This window comes from Streptomyces sp. NPDC001348, from assembly GCF_053597535.1.
The window spans coordinates 126,934-142,278 of the sequence record NZ_JBSFIK010000015.1; the positions used below are offsets into that span (position 1 = coordinate 126,934).

Genomic DNA, 15,345 nt, shown 5'->3' on the forward strand with positions numbered 1-15,345 from the left:
AGTCGGACCACCATCGCCAGATCCTTCACCAGACCGTCCAGCCAGGCGGTCGGTCCGGCGTTCTCGTCGTAGGAGTCGTAACCGAGGATGTCGACGAAGCGGTCACCCGGGTAGGTCTTCAGGTAGCCGGTCGGGTCGCCCGCGAAGACCGAGTTGGGCGAGTAGGCGTAGAGCAGGTTGTGGACGCCCCTGGTGTCGCGCAGGTACTCGACGGTGTAGCGGTAGAGCTCGATGTACTCGGCCGCCCCGGTGTGGCCGGCACCCCACCAGAACCAGGCTCCGTTGTTCTCGTGGAAGGGGCGGAAGATGACCGGAATCGCCGTGCCGTCCGGTCGCCGCGCTCCCTTCACCGCCTTGGCGATGCGATCGAGGAAGGCGTTGAAGTCCGCGTGTTTCGCGCCCCCGGGAAGGATCTGGCCGACCACTCGGCCCGTTGTGTCATAGAAGTCCCCGCCGGTGACGAAGTTCGGCATGTGGGCGCTGAGGGTGTTGATCCCACCGCGTGCGTCCCCTTGCCGGATGCACCGGCTGAGCGCGGCAATGTTCTCTGCTTCGGTTCCGTCCTGGACGCCGGGGCGTTCGTCGCCGTCGAGGACGAGGGTGTCCCAGCCGAAGACCGCGGGGTAGTCGCCCACCGCCGCCCTGGTGTCGGACGCCTTGCCGTCGGGAGTGGCGAAGGTGAAGCCGTAGGTGAGGTCGTGCTGGTGACCGAACAGGACGCCTTTGCCCTGCTGGCGCTTCAGGTAGGCGAACAGCGCGCGGGCGGCGGGGGTCGCCCCGTCGTCGACGATCCGAACCGGCGTCGGCCCGCCGGCCGGCGTCGTGGGGGAGGTCGCCGCGGCGGCCACCGGTATGCGGGCGCCCGCTGCCATGGCGACCGTGGCACCGAGGACGAACGTGCGACGCTTCATGCGGGGGTTGGGCATGTAAGTCTCCTCGGATGTGGCGATCTCTCGCAGGGGGAAGTGACTCGCCGGTATCGAGTGCGCCGCTCCGGGGAGCGGGTGCCGTGGGCCGGAGCCCCGCCCAGTGCCGGGTCGGGGCGTCGATCAGGTGTGCTTGGACGGATGGCCTGGTCAGGATCCGTTGGTCACTTGGGGGTCTTCCGTGACGCGGTGGGCTGCGGCTGGGCGCGTCCTGGTCAGGGACGTCCGCAACGCACGACACGCGTGTGCTTCAAGTGGCCCTATTCGACTGGAGGTTCAGGAAAAAGGAAAGAGTCCTGCACCGTCTGGACCAAGTGGGACGTGTGGTTCTCACGGACGCCGGTGGGACGATCGGATTCGATCTCCGTCACCTGCACCCTCCGCTGTCAGGAACGATCGCTGCCAGGTCGGCGTCTCAGGCACCGTCCGCACATACGTGCCACACTGCCAGACTCCGCACCAGGACAGGGAGCAACTGCCGAACATGCAGAGCACCGCCGCCACCGCGCTGCCCGACGTCTGGGACCGCCTCGTGGGCACCCAGCCCGATCCCGACCTGTGGGTGGTGCTCGCCACCCTGGGCGCGGCGCTCGCGGTGGTCGTCCCGCACACCGTGTGGCGCGTCTCCCGCAACGCCATCACGATCGCCCACGAGGGCGGTCACGGACTCGTCGCCCTGCTCACCGGGCGGCAGCTCACCGGCATACGCCTGCACTCCGACACCAGCGGGCTCACCCTCAGCCGGGGCAAGCCGCACGGCATCGGCATGATCCTCACCGCCGCCTCGGGCTACACCGCTCCCCCGCTGCTGGGCCTGGGCGGCGCGGCCCTGCTGGCCGCCGGGCACATCACGCTGCTGCTGTGGGTGGCGACCGCGCTGCTGGTGGCGATGCTGGTGATGATCCGCAACGCCTACGGGGCACTCACCGTGCTCCTCACCGGGGGTGCCTTCCTGCTGGTGTCCTGGCTGGCCGGGCCCCAGGTGCAGGCGGCGTTCGCGTACGCGGTGGTGTGGTTCCTGCTGTTCGGCGGGGTCCGCCCGGCCTTCGAGCTGCAGGCCAAACGGTCCCGGGGCGGCGCGGGCGACTCGGACGCCGACCAGTTGTCACGGCTGACGCACGTACCGGCGGGTCTGTGGCTGTTCCTCTTCCACGTGGTGTCGCTGAGTGCGCTGATCGGCGGGGGACGGTGGCTGCTCGAACTGTGACCGTCCCGGGCGTCCCGCGTCACCTGGCCCCGACCGGCGGTGCCGACCGCCACTAAAGTGGGGCCATGGCCGTTAACCCCGTACACACCGACCTCTGGCCCGCCCCGCACGCGAGCGGAGCCGTCGACGCGACGGTCCACGTGCCCGGGTCCAAGTCGGTCACCAACCGTGCCCTCGTGCTCGCCGCCCTCGCCTCCGAGCCCGGCTGGCTGCGCCGCCCGCTGCGCTCCCGCGACACGCTGCTGATGGCGGGCGCCCTGCGCGCGATGGGCGTCGAGATCGAGGAGACCGTGTCGTCCAGCTCGGCTCCCGGGGGTGGCCCGGACGGCACGGGCGAGGCCTGGCGCGTGCTCCCGACGGGCCTGCACGGACCCGCCACGGTCGACGTCGGCAACGCCGGCACCGTCATGCGCTTCCTGCCGCCGGTCGCCGCGCTGGCCGACGGCCCCATCCGTTTCGACGGCGACCCGAGGTCGTACGAGCGTCCTCTGCACGGTGTGATCGACGCGCTGCGGGTGCTCGGCGCCCGCATCGACGACGACGGCCGGGGGGCGCTGCCGCTGACCGTGCACGGCGGCGGCGCACTGGACGGTGGTCCGGTCTCGATCGACGCCTCGTCGTCATCGCAGTTCGTGTCGGCGCTGCTGCTGTCCGGCCCCCGGTTCAACCAGGGCGTCGAGGTACGGCACACGGGTGCGACGCTGCCCTCCATGCCGCACATCCGGATGACGGTCGACATGCTGCGCGCGGTCGGCGCCCAGGTGGACACCCCGGAGTCGGGCGGCGAGCCGAACGTCTGGCGGGTCACCCCGGGCGCGTTGCTGGGGCGCGACCTGACCATCGAACCGGATCTGTCCAACGCCCAGCCGTTCCTGGCGGCGGCACTGGTCACCGGCGGCAGGGTGCTGATCCCGGACTGGCCGTCCAGGACGACCCAACCGGGTGACCGGCTGCGGGAGATCTTCACCGAGATGGGCGGTTCCTGCGAGCTGACCGAGTACGGCCTGGTCCTCACCGGCTCGGGCGCGGTCCACGGCATCGACGTCGACCTGGGCGACGTCGGCGAACTGACCCCGGGCATCGCCGCGGTCGCCGCCCTCGCGGACTCCCCCTCGACGCTGCGCGGCGTGGCACACCTGCGTCTGCACGAGACGGACCGGCTGGCCGCGCTGACCAAGGAGATCAACGAGCTGGGCGGTGACGTCACGGAGACCGCCGACGGTCTGCACATCCGCCCGCGCCCGCTGCACGGCGGGGTCTTCCACACCTACGAGGACCACCGTATGGCGACGGCCGGTGCGATCATCGGCCTGGCGGTCGACGGTGTACGGATCGAGAACGTGGCGACCACCGCGAAGACCCTGCCCGATTTCCCCGAACTGTGGACCGGGATGCTCGGGAGCAGCAGGGCGTAAGGGATCCACTGCCATGCGCCGCTACGGCAAGCACACCGACGAGGACGACATCCGCACGCGTCCCAACCGCAAGGGCAACCGACCCCGGACACACATCCGGCCCAAACACGAGGACGCGGCCGAGGGCATGGTCCTCACCGTCGACCGCGGCCGTCTGACCTGTCTCGTCGACGGCCGTGCGGTGATGGCGATGAAGGCCCGCGAGCTGGGCCGCAAGGCCGCCGTGGTGGGCGACCGGGTGGCACTGGTCGGTGACCTGTCCGGCAAGAAGGACACGCTCGCGCGGATCGTGCGGATCCAGGAACGCTCGTCGGTGCTGCGCCGCACCGCGGACGACGACGACCCGTACGAGCGGGTGGTGGTCGCCAACGCCGACCAGCTGGCGATCGTCACCGCCCTGGCCGACCCCGAGCCGCGCCCGCGGCTGATCGACCGCTGCCTGGTCGCCGCCTTCGACGGCGGTCTGGAGCCCCTGCTGGTGATGACCAAGTCGGACCTGGCCCCGCCCGACAAGCTGCTGGAGCTGTACGGAGCCCTGGACATCCCCTACGTCGTCACCAGCCGTGAGGAACTGGCGGACGGCGGCGCGGCCGACCGGGTGCGGGAGCAGCTGGACGGCCGGATCACGGCCTTCGTGGGGCACTCCGGTGTCGGCAAGACAACGCTGGTCAACGCACTCGTCCCGGAGGACCGCCGGCGTACGACGGGACATGTGAACGCGGTGACGGGCCGCGGCCGCCACACCACGACCTCGGCCCTGGCCCTGCCCCTGGCGGGTTCGGGCGGCTGGGTGATCGACACCCCGGGGGTGCGGTCCTTCGGCCTGGCGCACGTCGACCCGTCCCGGGTCATCCACGCCTTCCCGGACCTCGAACCCGGCACGGAGGGCTGTCCGCGCGCGTGCAGTCACGACGAGCCGGACTGCGCGCTGGACACCTGGGTGGCCGAGGGACACGCCGACCCGGCACGGCTGTACTCCCTGCGCAGGCTGCTGGCCACGCGTGAACCCACGGAAGGCGACTGACGCCGCGTTGTTTGGGGGAACCCAAGTCCGGTAAGTGCATAATCGCACCGAGCCGGACCTACGGGAGGACAGCGCATGGCGTGGCTGCTGGTCATCGTGGCCGGACTGCTCGAGACCGGTTTCGCCGTGTGCCTCAAGCTCTCCCACGGATTCACCCGGCTGTGGCCGACGGTGGCCTTCTGCTGCTTCGCCCTCGGCAGCTTCGGCCTTCTGACCCTGTCCCTGAGGAAGCTGGACGTCGGCCCCGCGTACGCCGTGTGGACCGGCATCGGCGCGGCGGGGACCGCGATCTACGGCATGGTCTTCCTCGGTGACCTGGTGTCGACCCTGAAGATCGTCTCCATCAGCCTGGTCATCCTCGGCGTGATCGGGCTGCAGCTGTCCGGCTCGGCGCACTAGGCACCAGGACCGCTCCCCGCGCCCTTACCCGGGAGGTAATCGCCGGGCACGGGGGCTCGTGGCTACGTTCGGTCCCGCGTCCCGCGGGGGGCGTGAACGAGTGAGCGAAGGAGCGTGCCGTGACCGCCTATGGCTTCGCGCATCTGCGCGAGCGTCGTCATCACCCCGACGTACTCGAGTACTTGGAACGCATCCAGGAAACCCTCGACCCGTTCCACGGGCGTTTCGTCATCCACGGTCCGCCCGCCGAGGTGGTGGAGGGCGACTGGAAGGGCAGCATGGTGCTGATCGAGTTCCCGGGGCTGACCGAGGCGCGCGCCTGGTACGCCTCCCCGGCCTACCAGGAGATCCTCCGCCTGCGCACCGATCACATCGTGGGCGACCTGCTGCTGATCGAGGGCGTCGGCCCGGACTACGACCCCAGGCGGCGGGCCGCGAAGCTCCGGGCGGAGGCACGGACGGCCGCTCCGGGCGGCGCGGTTTGAGCTGTTGTCGGCCGTCATTGGCTGTTGTCGGCCGTCATGGGCTGTCGTTGGCCGTCATGGGCTGTCGTTGGCCGTCATGGGCTGTCGTTGGCCGTCATGGGCACCTGCCCGCCCGGATTCTGACAGCCCGTCACGCCGGCTGCCGGTGCAGGACGGCCCGCACCAGCTCCGCCGCCCCGCCCTCCCCCGGCGGAGCCGCGACGCAGGACAGTGCGAGGCGTACCGCGAGCTCGCAGGACCGGGTCAGTTCGGCGGTGTCCGCCGGGACCGCACCGGGAGCGGACAGCGCCGCCACCGCCCGGTCCCGCACGATCTGCACGAGGTCGCCGGGCGAGGGCAGCGGCCCGTCCGCCCGGCGTTGTGCCGGTATCGCGGAGGAGGAGGGCACGGCGGACAGCGTCGGCGAGGGCAGGCGCTCGCTCCAGCAGCCGGTCAGCATGGCCCGCACCAGCGCGTTCTCCCGGGCGGCCGACGCCATCCACTCGGCAGTGGCGGTGAGCCGGTCCCGCGGGTCGGCGTACGCGGCGAGAGTCCGCTCCACCCCGGCCAGGTATCCGTCGGCCTCTCTGCGCACCAGCGCCCTGGCCAGCCCGTCCTTGCTCCCGAACTCGTTGTACAGCGTCTGCCGGGACACCCCGGCCGCCGCGGCCACGTCCACCATGCGCACGGCGGACCACGGCCGACGCGCGAGCGCCGTGTACGCGGCGTCCAACAGGGATTCCCGCGCTGCAGGCATCATCGCCTCCCTCGGCGAGCGGCACTGCGCCCAGATTTGACGCGCACACAGGCACTGTCAAGGGTTCACGACGGCACTGGGGGGCGCCTTCGGCCGACCGCGCGCGTGCCTCGGTGCCGCCCTCCGGCGGCGGAAACACGCGTCTCCCGCGGTGCACCCCCTCCCCCGGTAGCCCCGTGCCGACCCACCCGGATACCGTGCCTACATGCCCGACTACCTCGATGACCTCCGCCTCGCCCACGTCCTCGCGGACGCGGCCGACGCCGCGACGACGGCTCGCTTCAAGGCCCTCGACCTCAAGGTGGAGACCAAGCCGGACATGACCCCGGTGAGCGAGGCGGACCAGGCAGCCGAGGAGCTCATCCGCGGCCAGCTCCAACGCGCCCGCCCGCGGGACGCCATCCTCGGCGAGGAGTACGGCATCGAGGGCACCGGCCCCCGCCGCTGGGTGATCGACCCGATCGACGGCACCAAGAACTACGTCCGCGGTGTCCCCGTCTGGGCCACCCTCATCTCCCTGATGGAAGCCGGGGAGGGCGGCTACCAGCCCGTCGTCGGCCTGGTCTCCGCCCCCGCCCTGGGCCGCCGCTGGTGGGCGGTGAAGGACCATGGCGCCTTCACCGGCCGCAGCCTGACCTCCGCGACCCGCCTGCACGTCTCCCGCGTCTCGAAGCTCTCCGACGCCTCCTTCGCGTACTCCTCGCTCAGCGGCTGGGAGGAGCGGGGCCATCTGAACGGCTTCCTCGACCTCACCCGCGAGGTCTGGCGCACGCGCGCGTACGGCGACTTCTGGCCCTACATGATGGTCGCCGAGGGCGCCGTCGACATCTGCGCCGAGCCCGAGCTGTCCCTGTGGGACATGGCCGCCAACGCGATCATCGTCACCGAGGCCGGCGGCACCTTCACCGGCCTCGACGGCCGCCCGGGCCCGCACAGCGGCAACGCCGCCGCGTCGAACGGCATGCTGCACGACGAGTTGCTGGGGTATCTCAACCAGCGCTACTGAGTCGCGAGGGGCGATCACGCACGCCCTCAACGGGCCACGCGCGCCCTCTTGTTGACCCGCGCTTTACCTGCCACCCTGAAAACACCCTCACTTGTGAACTTGTGAATCGATGCACCATGTCCTTCACGGGTTCGCCGGATTCGTTGGAGGTGGCTCCTTCCCATGCTCGTCCGCGACGCCATGAGCACGGTGGTCCTCACCGTCGGCCCCGACCACACCCTCCGCCAGGCCGCCACCCTGATGTCCGCCCGCCGGGTGGGCGCCGCCATCGTCCTGGACCCGGACGCCGGCGGCGTCGGCATCCTCACGGAGCGGGACATCCTCAATTCAGTGGGCCTCGGCCAGAACCCGGACACCGAACGCATCCACGCACACACCACCAACAACGTCGTGTTCGCCGCCCCCACCTGGACCCTCGAGGAGGCGGCCCGCGCCATGGCCCACGGCGGCTTCCGCCACCTCGTCGTCCTGGACGGCGGCGAACCCGCCGGGATCGTCTCGGTGCGCGACATCATCCGCTGCTGGGCACCGGCACCGTCCCGGCCGCTCGCCGTACGGGCGTGAACTGCAGCAGGCTGGATCAAGTCCAAAACCAGGTGAAGTCAAAAGTCACACCTGTTCGGAAACTGGTCCAATTGCTGTTAGGCTGGGACGCATGAGCGACCTTCTGGAACGGCTGCGCGGACGCGGATGGCGGATGACCGCGCAGCGACGTGTCGTGGCCGAGGTCCTCGACGGCGAACACGTCCACCTGACGGCCGACGAGGTCCACGCCCAGGCCGTCGCGAAGCTGCCCGAGATCTCCCGGGCGACCGTCTACAACACGCTGGGCGAGCTGGTCTCCCTCGGCGAGGTGATCGAGGTCTCCACCGACCAGCGGGCCAAGCGCTACGACCCGAACGCCCACCAGCCCCACCAGCACCTGGTGTGCGCCCGGTGCGGCGCGATCCGGGACGTGCATCCGACCGGCAATCCACTGGCCGACCTCCCCGACTCCGAGCGCTTCGGCTTCACGGTCTCGGACGTCGAGGTGACGTACCGGGGCGTCTGCCCGAACTGTGCGACCGCCTGAGACACGACTGACGATGCCCCGGCCCCCTGACTGAGGGTGCCGGGGCATCGCGCTGTCACCAGCCGCCGGGCTCGGTACGTACGTACGGCGAACACACTCAGGGCCGGAATCCATGATCTGGATTCCGGCCCTGAGTGTTCAGTAGCGGGGACAGGATTTGAACCTGCGACCTCTGGGTTATGAGCCCAGCGAGCTACCGAGCTGCTCCACCCCGCGTCGGTGAACACGACATTACGTGAAGGATGCGCGCGGAAGCAAATCGCTTCCCGCGGGCACCGTCAGGCGGACGGCGCCACCCCGACACCGTCACGCCGACAGCTCCTGCCGCAGGGCGTCCCGGAGGCGGGCCGCCCGCTCGCCCACCGCGGCCGGCCCGAGCGTCACGGCGCGGTCGGCCCACCGCTGCGCGACCGCGAGCTCCCCCCGACGCGCGTAGAGCAGGGCCAGCCGGAGCGCCGCCCGCCCGTGCCCGGCGCCCGCGGCCCGCTCCCACCAGACCGCCGCCTCCGGCTCACTTCCCTCCCTGGCCAGCAGCAGCCCCAGGTTGAACGCTCCGTTGCGCGACCCCGCCTCGGCCGCCTCCCGGTACCACCGCGCCGCCTCGACCACGTCCCCCCGGGCGGCCGAGAGCATCCCGACCCGTACCTGCGCCCGCCGGTGCCCCTGGGACGCCGCCCGCTCGTACCACTCCTCGCACTCGGTCTTCTCGTGCACGACCTCGCCCAGCTCGTGGGCCGGCTCGGCCGGCCGGCGCGCGTCCAGCACGGTCGCCAGCCGGTACGCCGCCTCGGCGCTGCCGCCGCCCGCCGCGCACCGCAGATGCCGCTCCGCCTCCTGCTCGTCACCCTCCCTCAGACGCGCGATGCCGACCTGCAGCGCCGCCTCCGTGTGCCCGGCGGCGGCCGCACGCTCGTACCAGTCCAGCGCGGCCCGGGCCTCGCCCCGCCCGGCGTACAGGATCCCCAGGTTGAACGCGGCGTCCACGCTCCCGGCCTCGGCCGCCTTGGAGAACCACGGCTCCGCGCCCGTCGTGTCGCCCTCCTGCAACAGCAGGATCGCGAGCGCGTTCGCCGCCTCCCGGTGCCCGGCGTAGGCGGCACGCCGGTACCACTGCTCGGCCTGCGCGGTCCGCCCCTGCTCGGCGCAGAGCAGCCCGAGGTTGTACGCGCCGTTGTCGTCCCCGGCGTCCATGGCCGCGCGGTACCACCGCTCGGCGGTCTGTGTCTCGCCCCGCTCCGCGTGCAGCGCGCCGAGGGCGTTGGCCGCGTTCCCGTCGCCGTCCTGTGCGGCCCTGAGCCACCAGACGGCCGCGCTCTCGGTGTCCCCCGCGTCGCGCAGCAGGAAGCCGAGCGCGCAGGCGGCCCGCGCCTCACCGTCCTTGGCCGAGGTCAGGTACCAGCGCCCGGCCTCCTTGAGTTCGCCCCGCTTCTCCAGGATCGCGCCGAGGTGCAGGGCGGCCCGCCGGTGCCCGCGCGCGGCGGCCTGGCGGTACCACTGCTCGGCCTCCTCGACGGCGCTGCCGGCCTCCGCCCCCTCCTCGTGCGCGGCTCTGCGGTCCAGGGTGCGTGCCAGCCGGTAGGCGGCCTCTCGGTGGCCACGCTCGGCGGCGGCCCGCATCCACTGCTCGGCGCTGCCGTCCCCGCGGTGCTCCAGCAGGTCGGCGAGCGCGTAGGCACCCAGCACGTGTCCCTGCTCGGCGGACTGGCGCAGCCAGTACTCGGCGGCCGGCTCGTCCCCTCGCTCGCGGTGGTGCCGGCCCAGCGCGTGCGCGGCCGCCGCGGAACCGGCGACGGCGGCGATCCGCCACCATCCGGCGGCCTCGTCGGCGTAGCCGCGCTGGTGCAGGAGGACGCCCAGGTTGTTCGCGGCGGCCCGGTCACCGGCCGCCGTCGCGGCACGCAGGTGGGGTTCGGCGCCGTCGAGGTCCCCGCGGCGCAGCAGCATGGCGCCGAGGACGCTCATCGCCTCGACGTCGCCGGCTTCGACGGCGAGCCGCTGGCGTGCCTCCTCGGCGGCCTCGCCGGCCTCGTCGCGGTCGGCGGGCGGCACGAGGTCGACGGACTGCACGAAATCGGCATCCTGCGCAAAGTCTGCAGGCTGCACAAAAGACCCGGTCTCCAACAGAGTTGCCTTGTCCCCCATAACGTCCATCGTCGCACCACCTGCAACCTGGGTACACCCGGTATACCGCAAGCCTGTGAGGTCACTTCAGCGTTTTGTCGACATGCCCACAGAGAGACAAGTCAAACACAAATCACCGAACTCCCCATGGCGGCGCGGCGGCTCGGCGCGTCGGCGCAGGCGTTCGCCGCTCGTCCGCACACCACGAAGGCCCGGATCCTGTGGTAAGGATCCGGGCCTTCGTTTCCAGTAGCGGGGACAGGATTTGAACCTGCGACCTCTGGGTTATGAGCCCAGCGAGCTACCGAGCTGCTCCACCCCGCGCCGTTGTGAGACAACCGTATCACGGCGCGGGGCGGCTCTTGATCAGCCCGGTCAGCCGCCGCCCGGCTTGCCGGACTTGCCGGCCTCCGACTGCGCCTTCTCGGCCCGCTTCAGCGCTTCACCGAGGTCCTTCTGCGCCTGGCCGTACGCCGTCCAGTCGTTCTTCTTCAGGGCCTCCTGGCCCGCTTCGAACGCCTTCTGTGCGTCGTTCAGGGCCTGTTGGACGGTCGGATTGCTCGACGTGGGCGGCTTGGTGGTGCCGGTGTCCGACGGCGTGGTCGAAGTCTTCGCGCCGAAGACGACGTCGAGGGCGTCGTCGAGGGTGTTCTCGAAGGCGGTCTTGCCCCCGTAGGTCACCAACACCTTCTTCAGCAGGGGCAGCTTGAGGCTGCCACCGCGCACGTACACCGGCTCCGCGTACAGCAGGCCCCCGTCGAGCGGCACGGTCAGCAGGTTGCCGTACTCGATGTCGGAGTCACCGCCCTTGAGGAGCTTGATGGCCGCGGCGATCTCCTGTTCGGAGTTGAACTTGCTCTGGACCTGCTTCGGCCCTTCGACCGCCGTACTCGTCGGCAGTTTCAGGATTCTGATCTTGCCGTAGTCGCTGCTGCCCGCATCGGCGTCCACCGACATGAAGGCGCTGAGGTTGTCCCGGCCGTTGGGCGTGAACGTCGTCGACAGCGAGAACGCCTGCGACGCCTGGCCGGGCATCTTCATGCTCAGGTAGTACGGCGGTACCGCGTTGCCCGACTTGTTGGTCGGGTCGTTCGGCACCTGCCACACCTCGCTGCCCGTGAGGAAGGTCTGCGCGTCCGTCACGTGGTAGCGGGTGAGCAGCTCGCGCTGGACCTTGAACAGGTCCTGCGGATACCGCAGATGGGCCACCAGGGAGTCGGAGATGGCCTCCCTGGGCTCGACCGTGCCCGGAAAGGCCTTCATCCAGGTCTTCAGGACCGGGTCCTTGGTGTCCCACTGGTAGAGCTTGACCGCACCGGTGTACGCGTCGACGGTCGCCTTCACCGAGTTGCGGATGTAGTTGACCTGGTTCTGCTGGGCCACCACCGCCCGGTTGTTGTTGGTGGCGGTCAGCGAGTCGGCGGTCGTGTCGCCGAGAGTGGTGCGGGAGGCGTAGGGATATCCGTTCGTCGTCGTGTACGCGTCGACTATCCACTGGATGCGCCCGTCCACGACCGCCGGATACGCGTCACCGTCGATGGTCAGCCAGGGGGCGACCGCCTCGACGCGCTCCTTGGGGGTGCGGTTGTAGAGGATCCGCGAGCCCTTGCCGATGGCGCCCGAGTAGAGGATCTGCGGCTCGTTGAAGGCCACCGCGTAGGCGGCGCGGTTGATCGGGCTGGAGAGGCTGACCCCGCTCTTGGCCTTGTAGCTGGTGGTCTTCTCGCCCTCGTTGTCCGAGTAGTCGACCTCCTTCTGGGGGCCGCCGACGATGGAGTACGTGGTGGTCTTCTCGCCGTAGTAGACGCGCTGCTGGTACGACGGGAGGTCGCCCCTGGACGGCAGGTTGGACTCGGTGAAGACCGGCTGGCCCTGGGAGTCCGCCTCGGTGCCCTTGGCGGCGACCACCCCGTAGCCGTGGGTGTAGCGGAAGTGGTTGTTGATCCAGTTCTTCTTGGGGATGCCGGCGAGGTTCAGCTCGCGCAGACCGATGACGGTGTCCTGCTCCTGGCCGTCCTTGGCGTACCGGTCGACGTCGAGGTTGGTCGGGAAGCCGTAGTAGTTCCGCATCTGCTGCATCTGCTGGAACGTGGGCGAGACGATGTTCGGGTCGAGGATCCGGATGCTCGCCGCCTTGCCGACGTCGTCGCGCAGGGCCGTCCTGTCCTTGGCGGTGCTCGTGCCCGCGTACTCGGAGACGCTCGCGTCGTCGATGCCGTAGGCCTCGCGCGTGGCCTCGATGTTCTTCTCGACGTACGGGGCTTCCTTGGCCTGCTCGTTCGGCTGGACCTGGAACTTCTGGACTATCGCCGGGTACAGCCCGCCGATGAGGATCGCCGAGAGGACCATTAGGCCGAAGCCGATCATGGGCAGCTGCCAGGTGCGCCGCCACAGGGTGGCGAAGAACAGCAGGGCGCAGATGACGGCGATGCAGAACAGGATCGTCTTGGCGGGCAGATAGGCGTTGGCGTCGACGTACCTCAGGCCGGTCCAGTGGTCGCTGGCCTTGAAGTCGCTGGACTTGACCGCGAGCCCGTACCGGTCGAGCCAGTAGGCGACCGCCTTCAGGGCGACGAAGACGCCGAGGAGCACCGACAGGTGGCCGGTCGCCGCGGCCGTGGCGCGCGCGCCCGGGCTGGTGACGCGCAGCCCGCCGTACAGGTAGTGGGTGAGCGCGGCGGCGATCAGGGACAGGATCGTGGCGGCGAAGCCGAAGGCGAGCAGGAACCGGTACCAGGGCAGGTCGAAGGCGTAGAAGGAGACGTCCAGGTGGAACTGGGGGTCCTTCTGGTGGAAGGGCACGCCGTTGACCCACATCAGCCAGGTCCGCCACTGGCCGGCCGCGGACGCGCCCGCGATGAGGCCCACCAGTGCGGTGATGGCGAACAGCAGCCACTTCTTGTACGGGGCGATGCCCATCCGGTAGCGGTCGAGGCTCTGCTGCTCCATGGACATGGCGCTCAGCGGGGGCCGCAGCCGGTGTGCGAGCCAGATGTTGAACCCGACCGCGACGGCCATCAGCAGCCCGAAGACGAAGAAGAGGCCGGTCTTCGTCGACAGGGTGGTGGTGAACACGGACGAGTAGTGCACCGAGCGGTACCAGAGCCAGTCCGTCCAGAAGCCGGCGAACATGGTGAACGCCATGCCGAGCGCGGCGAGGACCCCCAAGGTCATGAGCAGGGTCCTGGCCCGCCGGGACGGGCGGCCCACTCTGATCCGCGGCCCCGTCGGGCCTCCGCCGCGGTCCGGCATCTGGAAAGCCAAGGTGCGCCCCTCGTTCGCTGTCGATCCGTCAGGCCCTCGTGGTCTCGGGCCGTCCGTGGTCCCCCGTGATCGCGGTCCCACACCTATGCAACTTACTCACGGTTTACTCGGTTCCCGGTTCCGGCCGGGAACGAGGCAGGATTGTGACCATGTCCAACACTCCCATGGCAGCGAGCCCGCTCACCCGGGCGGTACTCGAGATCGACGAGTACGCCTCCGGCCTCGGCTGGGACCAGCCCGCTCGCCTCTTCGCCCTCGTAGACACCGCGCAGCTGCGGGCCCAGGAACCCTCGCTCGCGGCGCAGCTCGGCCTGCAGGACGAGCCGGAGACCACCGGTCTCACACCGATCGAGCAGGACGAGATTCCAACGAACCGTGCGCTCGACGAGTTCCTCGGCACCATCGCCTGGCCCGACGCGGTGACCGGCTGTGCGCTGACCGTGGAGCGTCTGATGCTGCCCCCGTCCGCGGAGGCGCAGGTCCCCGAGGGCCTGGACGAGAAGGGGCTGGCGAAGTGGGTGGCCGCCCACCCCGAGCGCCAGGAGGTCCGCATGACGGTCGCGGTGCTGCGCGACGGCACCCGCGAGTCTGCGCTGCGGCTGCGCGAGAAGGACTCCCCGACGGAGGTCCTCACCGGCCCCGACCTGGTGCCGGGGCTGGCGGAGGCGCTGACGGCCACATTCGCCGACTGAACCTGCTGAACTGGCCGAGCCGACTGAACCGGCTGAACCTGCTGACCTGACCGAGCCGGCTGATCAGGCTGATCCGGCTGTGTGCCCGGGCGGCCGGGGTCAGCCCTTGGTGGTGCACTTCGGCAGGTCGGCGGTGTCACCGCCGCGGATGTCCTTGAGGGCCTTCAGGGCGTCCCCGATGGTGTTCACCTTGACGAGCCTGAGGCCGCTCGGGGTGTCCTTGGCGGCCTCCGCGCAGTTGTCGGCGGGGGTCAGGAAGTACTGGGCGCCCTTGTCGCGCGCGCCGATGGTCTTCATCTCGATGCCGCCGATCGGCCCGACCTTGCCGTCGTCGTCGATGGTCCCGGTGCCGGCGACGAACTTGCCGCCGGTGAGGTCCCCGGGGGTGAGCTTGTCGTAGATCCCGAGGGAGAACATCAGGCCGGCGCTGGGGCCGCCGACGTCGGCGAGCTTGATGTCGACGCTGAACGGGAAGGTGTGGTCGGTCCCCGCGGAGATGCCGACGATGGCGCGCTTGGGGCCGGTGTCGTTCGACGTCCTGGTGGTGATCCGGACGTCCTTGGTGGTGGTCGCCGTCCGCTTCTCCTTCTCGGCGGCCGCCTGCTCCTTGGCCGGGAGGACCCTGAAGACGACGTCCTGGCCGGGCTTGTGCCTGGTCACCAGCTTCGCGACGTCGTCCGGCTTCCTGACCGGCGTGCCGTCCACGGCCTTGATCACGTCACCGGCGTGCAGCCGGCCCTCGGCCGGGGTGCCCTTGCCCACCGTGGAGACGATCACCCAGGACTTGACCGGGATGCCCAGCTCCTTCAGGGCGGCGACCTTGGCGCTCTCCTGCGACTGGGTGAACTCCTCGGCGTTCTCCTGGGTGGACTGCTGCTCCGTCTTGCCGTCCGGGTAGAGGGTGTCGTGCGGCACGACCTTGCTGTCGTGCGCGAGCCATCCGTAGACGGCCTCGACCAGGTTCATCCGGTAGTCGGCACTGGTGACCCTGACGGTAG

General features: G+C 70.5%; 14 protein-coding genes and 2 tRNA genes. 9 read left to right on the forward strand and 7 right to left on the reverse strand.

The window, feature by feature from the left end; genetic code table 11:
• Positions 1-926: glycosyl hydrolase (locus tag ACWC21_RS18190; RefSeq protein WP_450882887.1), on the reverse strand; the 926-nt coding region annotated here is incomplete at its 3' end.
• A 484-nt stretch (positions 927-1,410) separates the two neighbouring features.
• Here ACWC21_RS18190 and ACWC21_RS18195 point away from each other — a divergent pair.
• From ACWC21_RS18195 to ACWC21_RS18215, 5 genes are all read left to right on the forward strand, one after another.
• Positions 1,411-2,133: a M50 family metallopeptidase gene (locus tag ACWC21_RS18195; RefSeq protein ID WP_450882889.1), complete on the forward strand. Its 723-nt coding sequence runs from the start codon at positions 1,411-1,413 to the stop codon at positions 2,131-2,133.
• A 65-nt stretch (positions 2,134-2,198) separates the two neighbouring features.
• Entirely contained in the window at positions 2,199-3,548 is a 1,350-nt protein-coding gene (gene aroA, locus ACWC21_RS18200) for a 3-phosphoshikimate 1-carboxyvinyltransferase (RefSeq protein ID WP_450882891.1), read from the forward strand.
• Positions 3,549-3,561: 13 nt separating this feature from the next.
• On the forward strand, positions 3,562-4,572 hold the full coding sequence (rsgA, locus tag ACWC21_RS18205) for a ribosome small subunit-dependent GTPase A (protein WP_450882893.1): 1,011 nt from the start codon (positions 3,562-3,564) through the stop codon (positions 4,570-4,572).
• Positions 4,573-4,647: 75 nt separating this feature from the next.
• A complete protein-coding gene (locus ACWC21_RS18210) occupies positions 4,648-4,971 on the forward strand; it encodes a DMT family transporter (protein ID WP_450882895.1) in 324 nt (107 codons plus the stop codon).
• A 119-nt stretch (positions 4,972-5,090) separates the two neighbouring features.
• Complete coding sequence (locus tag ACWC21_RS18215) at positions 5,091-5,456, forward strand: DUF1330 domain-containing protein (RefSeq protein WP_450882897.1); 366 nt, start codon at positions 5,091-5,093, stop codon at positions 5,454-5,456.
• 130 nt (positions 5,457-5,586) lie between these two features.
• On the opposite strand, the gene ACWC21_RS18220 is transcribed toward ACWC21_RS18215, so the two are convergent.
• Positions 5,587-6,192, reverse strand: coding sequence for a TetR/AcrR family transcriptional regulator (locus tag ACWC21_RS18220; RefSeq protein WP_450882899.1), 606 nt, complete (start codon positions 6,190-6,192; stop codon positions 5,587-5,589).
• Between the two features lie 205 nt (positions 6,193-6,397).
• Here ACWC21_RS18220 and hisN point away from each other — a divergent pair, with 205 nt between their 5' ends.
• The 3 genes from hisN (at position 6,398) to ACWC21_RS18235 (ending at position 8,270) form a co-directional block, all read left to right on the forward strand.
• On the forward strand, positions 6,398-7,198 hold the full coding sequence (gene hisN / locus ACWC21_RS18225) for a histidinol-phosphatase (RefSeq protein ID WP_450882901.1): 801 nt from the start codon (positions 6,398-6,400) through the stop codon (positions 7,196-7,198).
• 162 nt (positions 7,199-7,360) lie between these two features.
• Complete coding sequence (locus ACWC21_RS18230; RefSeq protein WP_450882903.1) at positions 7,361-7,762, forward strand: CBS domain-containing protein; 402 nt, start codon at positions 7,361-7,363, stop codon at positions 7,760-7,762.
• A 91-nt stretch (positions 7,763-7,853) separates the two neighbouring features.
• On the forward strand, positions 7,854-8,270 hold the full coding sequence (locus ACWC21_RS18235) for a Fur family transcriptional regulator (RefSeq protein ID WP_450882905.1): 417 nt from the start codon (positions 7,854-7,856) through the stop codon (positions 8,268-8,270).
• Between the two features lie 142 nt (positions 8,271-8,412).
• On the opposite strand, the gene ACWC21_RS18240 is transcribed toward ACWC21_RS18235, so the two are convergent.
• From ACWC21_RS18240 to ACWC21_RS18255, 4 genes are all read right to left on the reverse strand, one after another.
• Positions 8,413-8,486: transfer RNA gene (locus ACWC21_RS18240), tRNA-Met, on the reverse strand.
• A gap of 90 nt (positions 8,487-8,576) precedes the next feature.
• Positions 8,577-10,421 carry a sel1 repeat family protein gene (locus tag ACWC21_RS18245; protein ID WP_450882907.1) on the reverse strand — a complete coding sequence of 615 codons (1,845 nt, stop codon included), beginning with the start codon at positions 10,419-10,421 and terminating at the stop codon, positions 8,577-8,579.
• 220 nt (positions 10,422-10,641) lie between these two features.
• Positions 10,642-10,715, reverse strand: a tRNA-Met gene (locus ACWC21_RS18250).
• 51 nt (positions 10,716-10,766) lie between these two features.
• Complete coding sequence (locus ACWC21_RS18255; RefSeq protein ID WP_450882983.1) at positions 10,767-13,643, reverse strand: UPF0182 family membrane protein; 2,877 nt, start codon at positions 13,641-13,643, stop codon at positions 10,767-10,769.
• 161 nt (positions 13,644-13,804) lie between these two features.
• Between ACWC21_RS18255 and ACWC21_RS18260 the strand changes: the two genes are divergently transcribed.
• Positions 13,805-14,347, forward strand: coding sequence for a PPA1309 family protein (locus tag ACWC21_RS18260; RefSeq protein ID WP_450882909.1), 543 nt, complete (start codon positions 13,805-13,807; stop codon positions 14,345-14,347).
• Between the two features lie 99 nt (positions 14,348-14,446).
• On the opposite strand, the gene ACWC21_RS18265 is transcribed toward ACWC21_RS18260, so the two are convergent.
• A partial coding sequence (locus ACWC21_RS18265; RefSeq protein WP_450882911.1) for a YlbL family protein occupies positions 14,447-15,345 on the reverse strand: 899 nt, incomplete at its 5' end.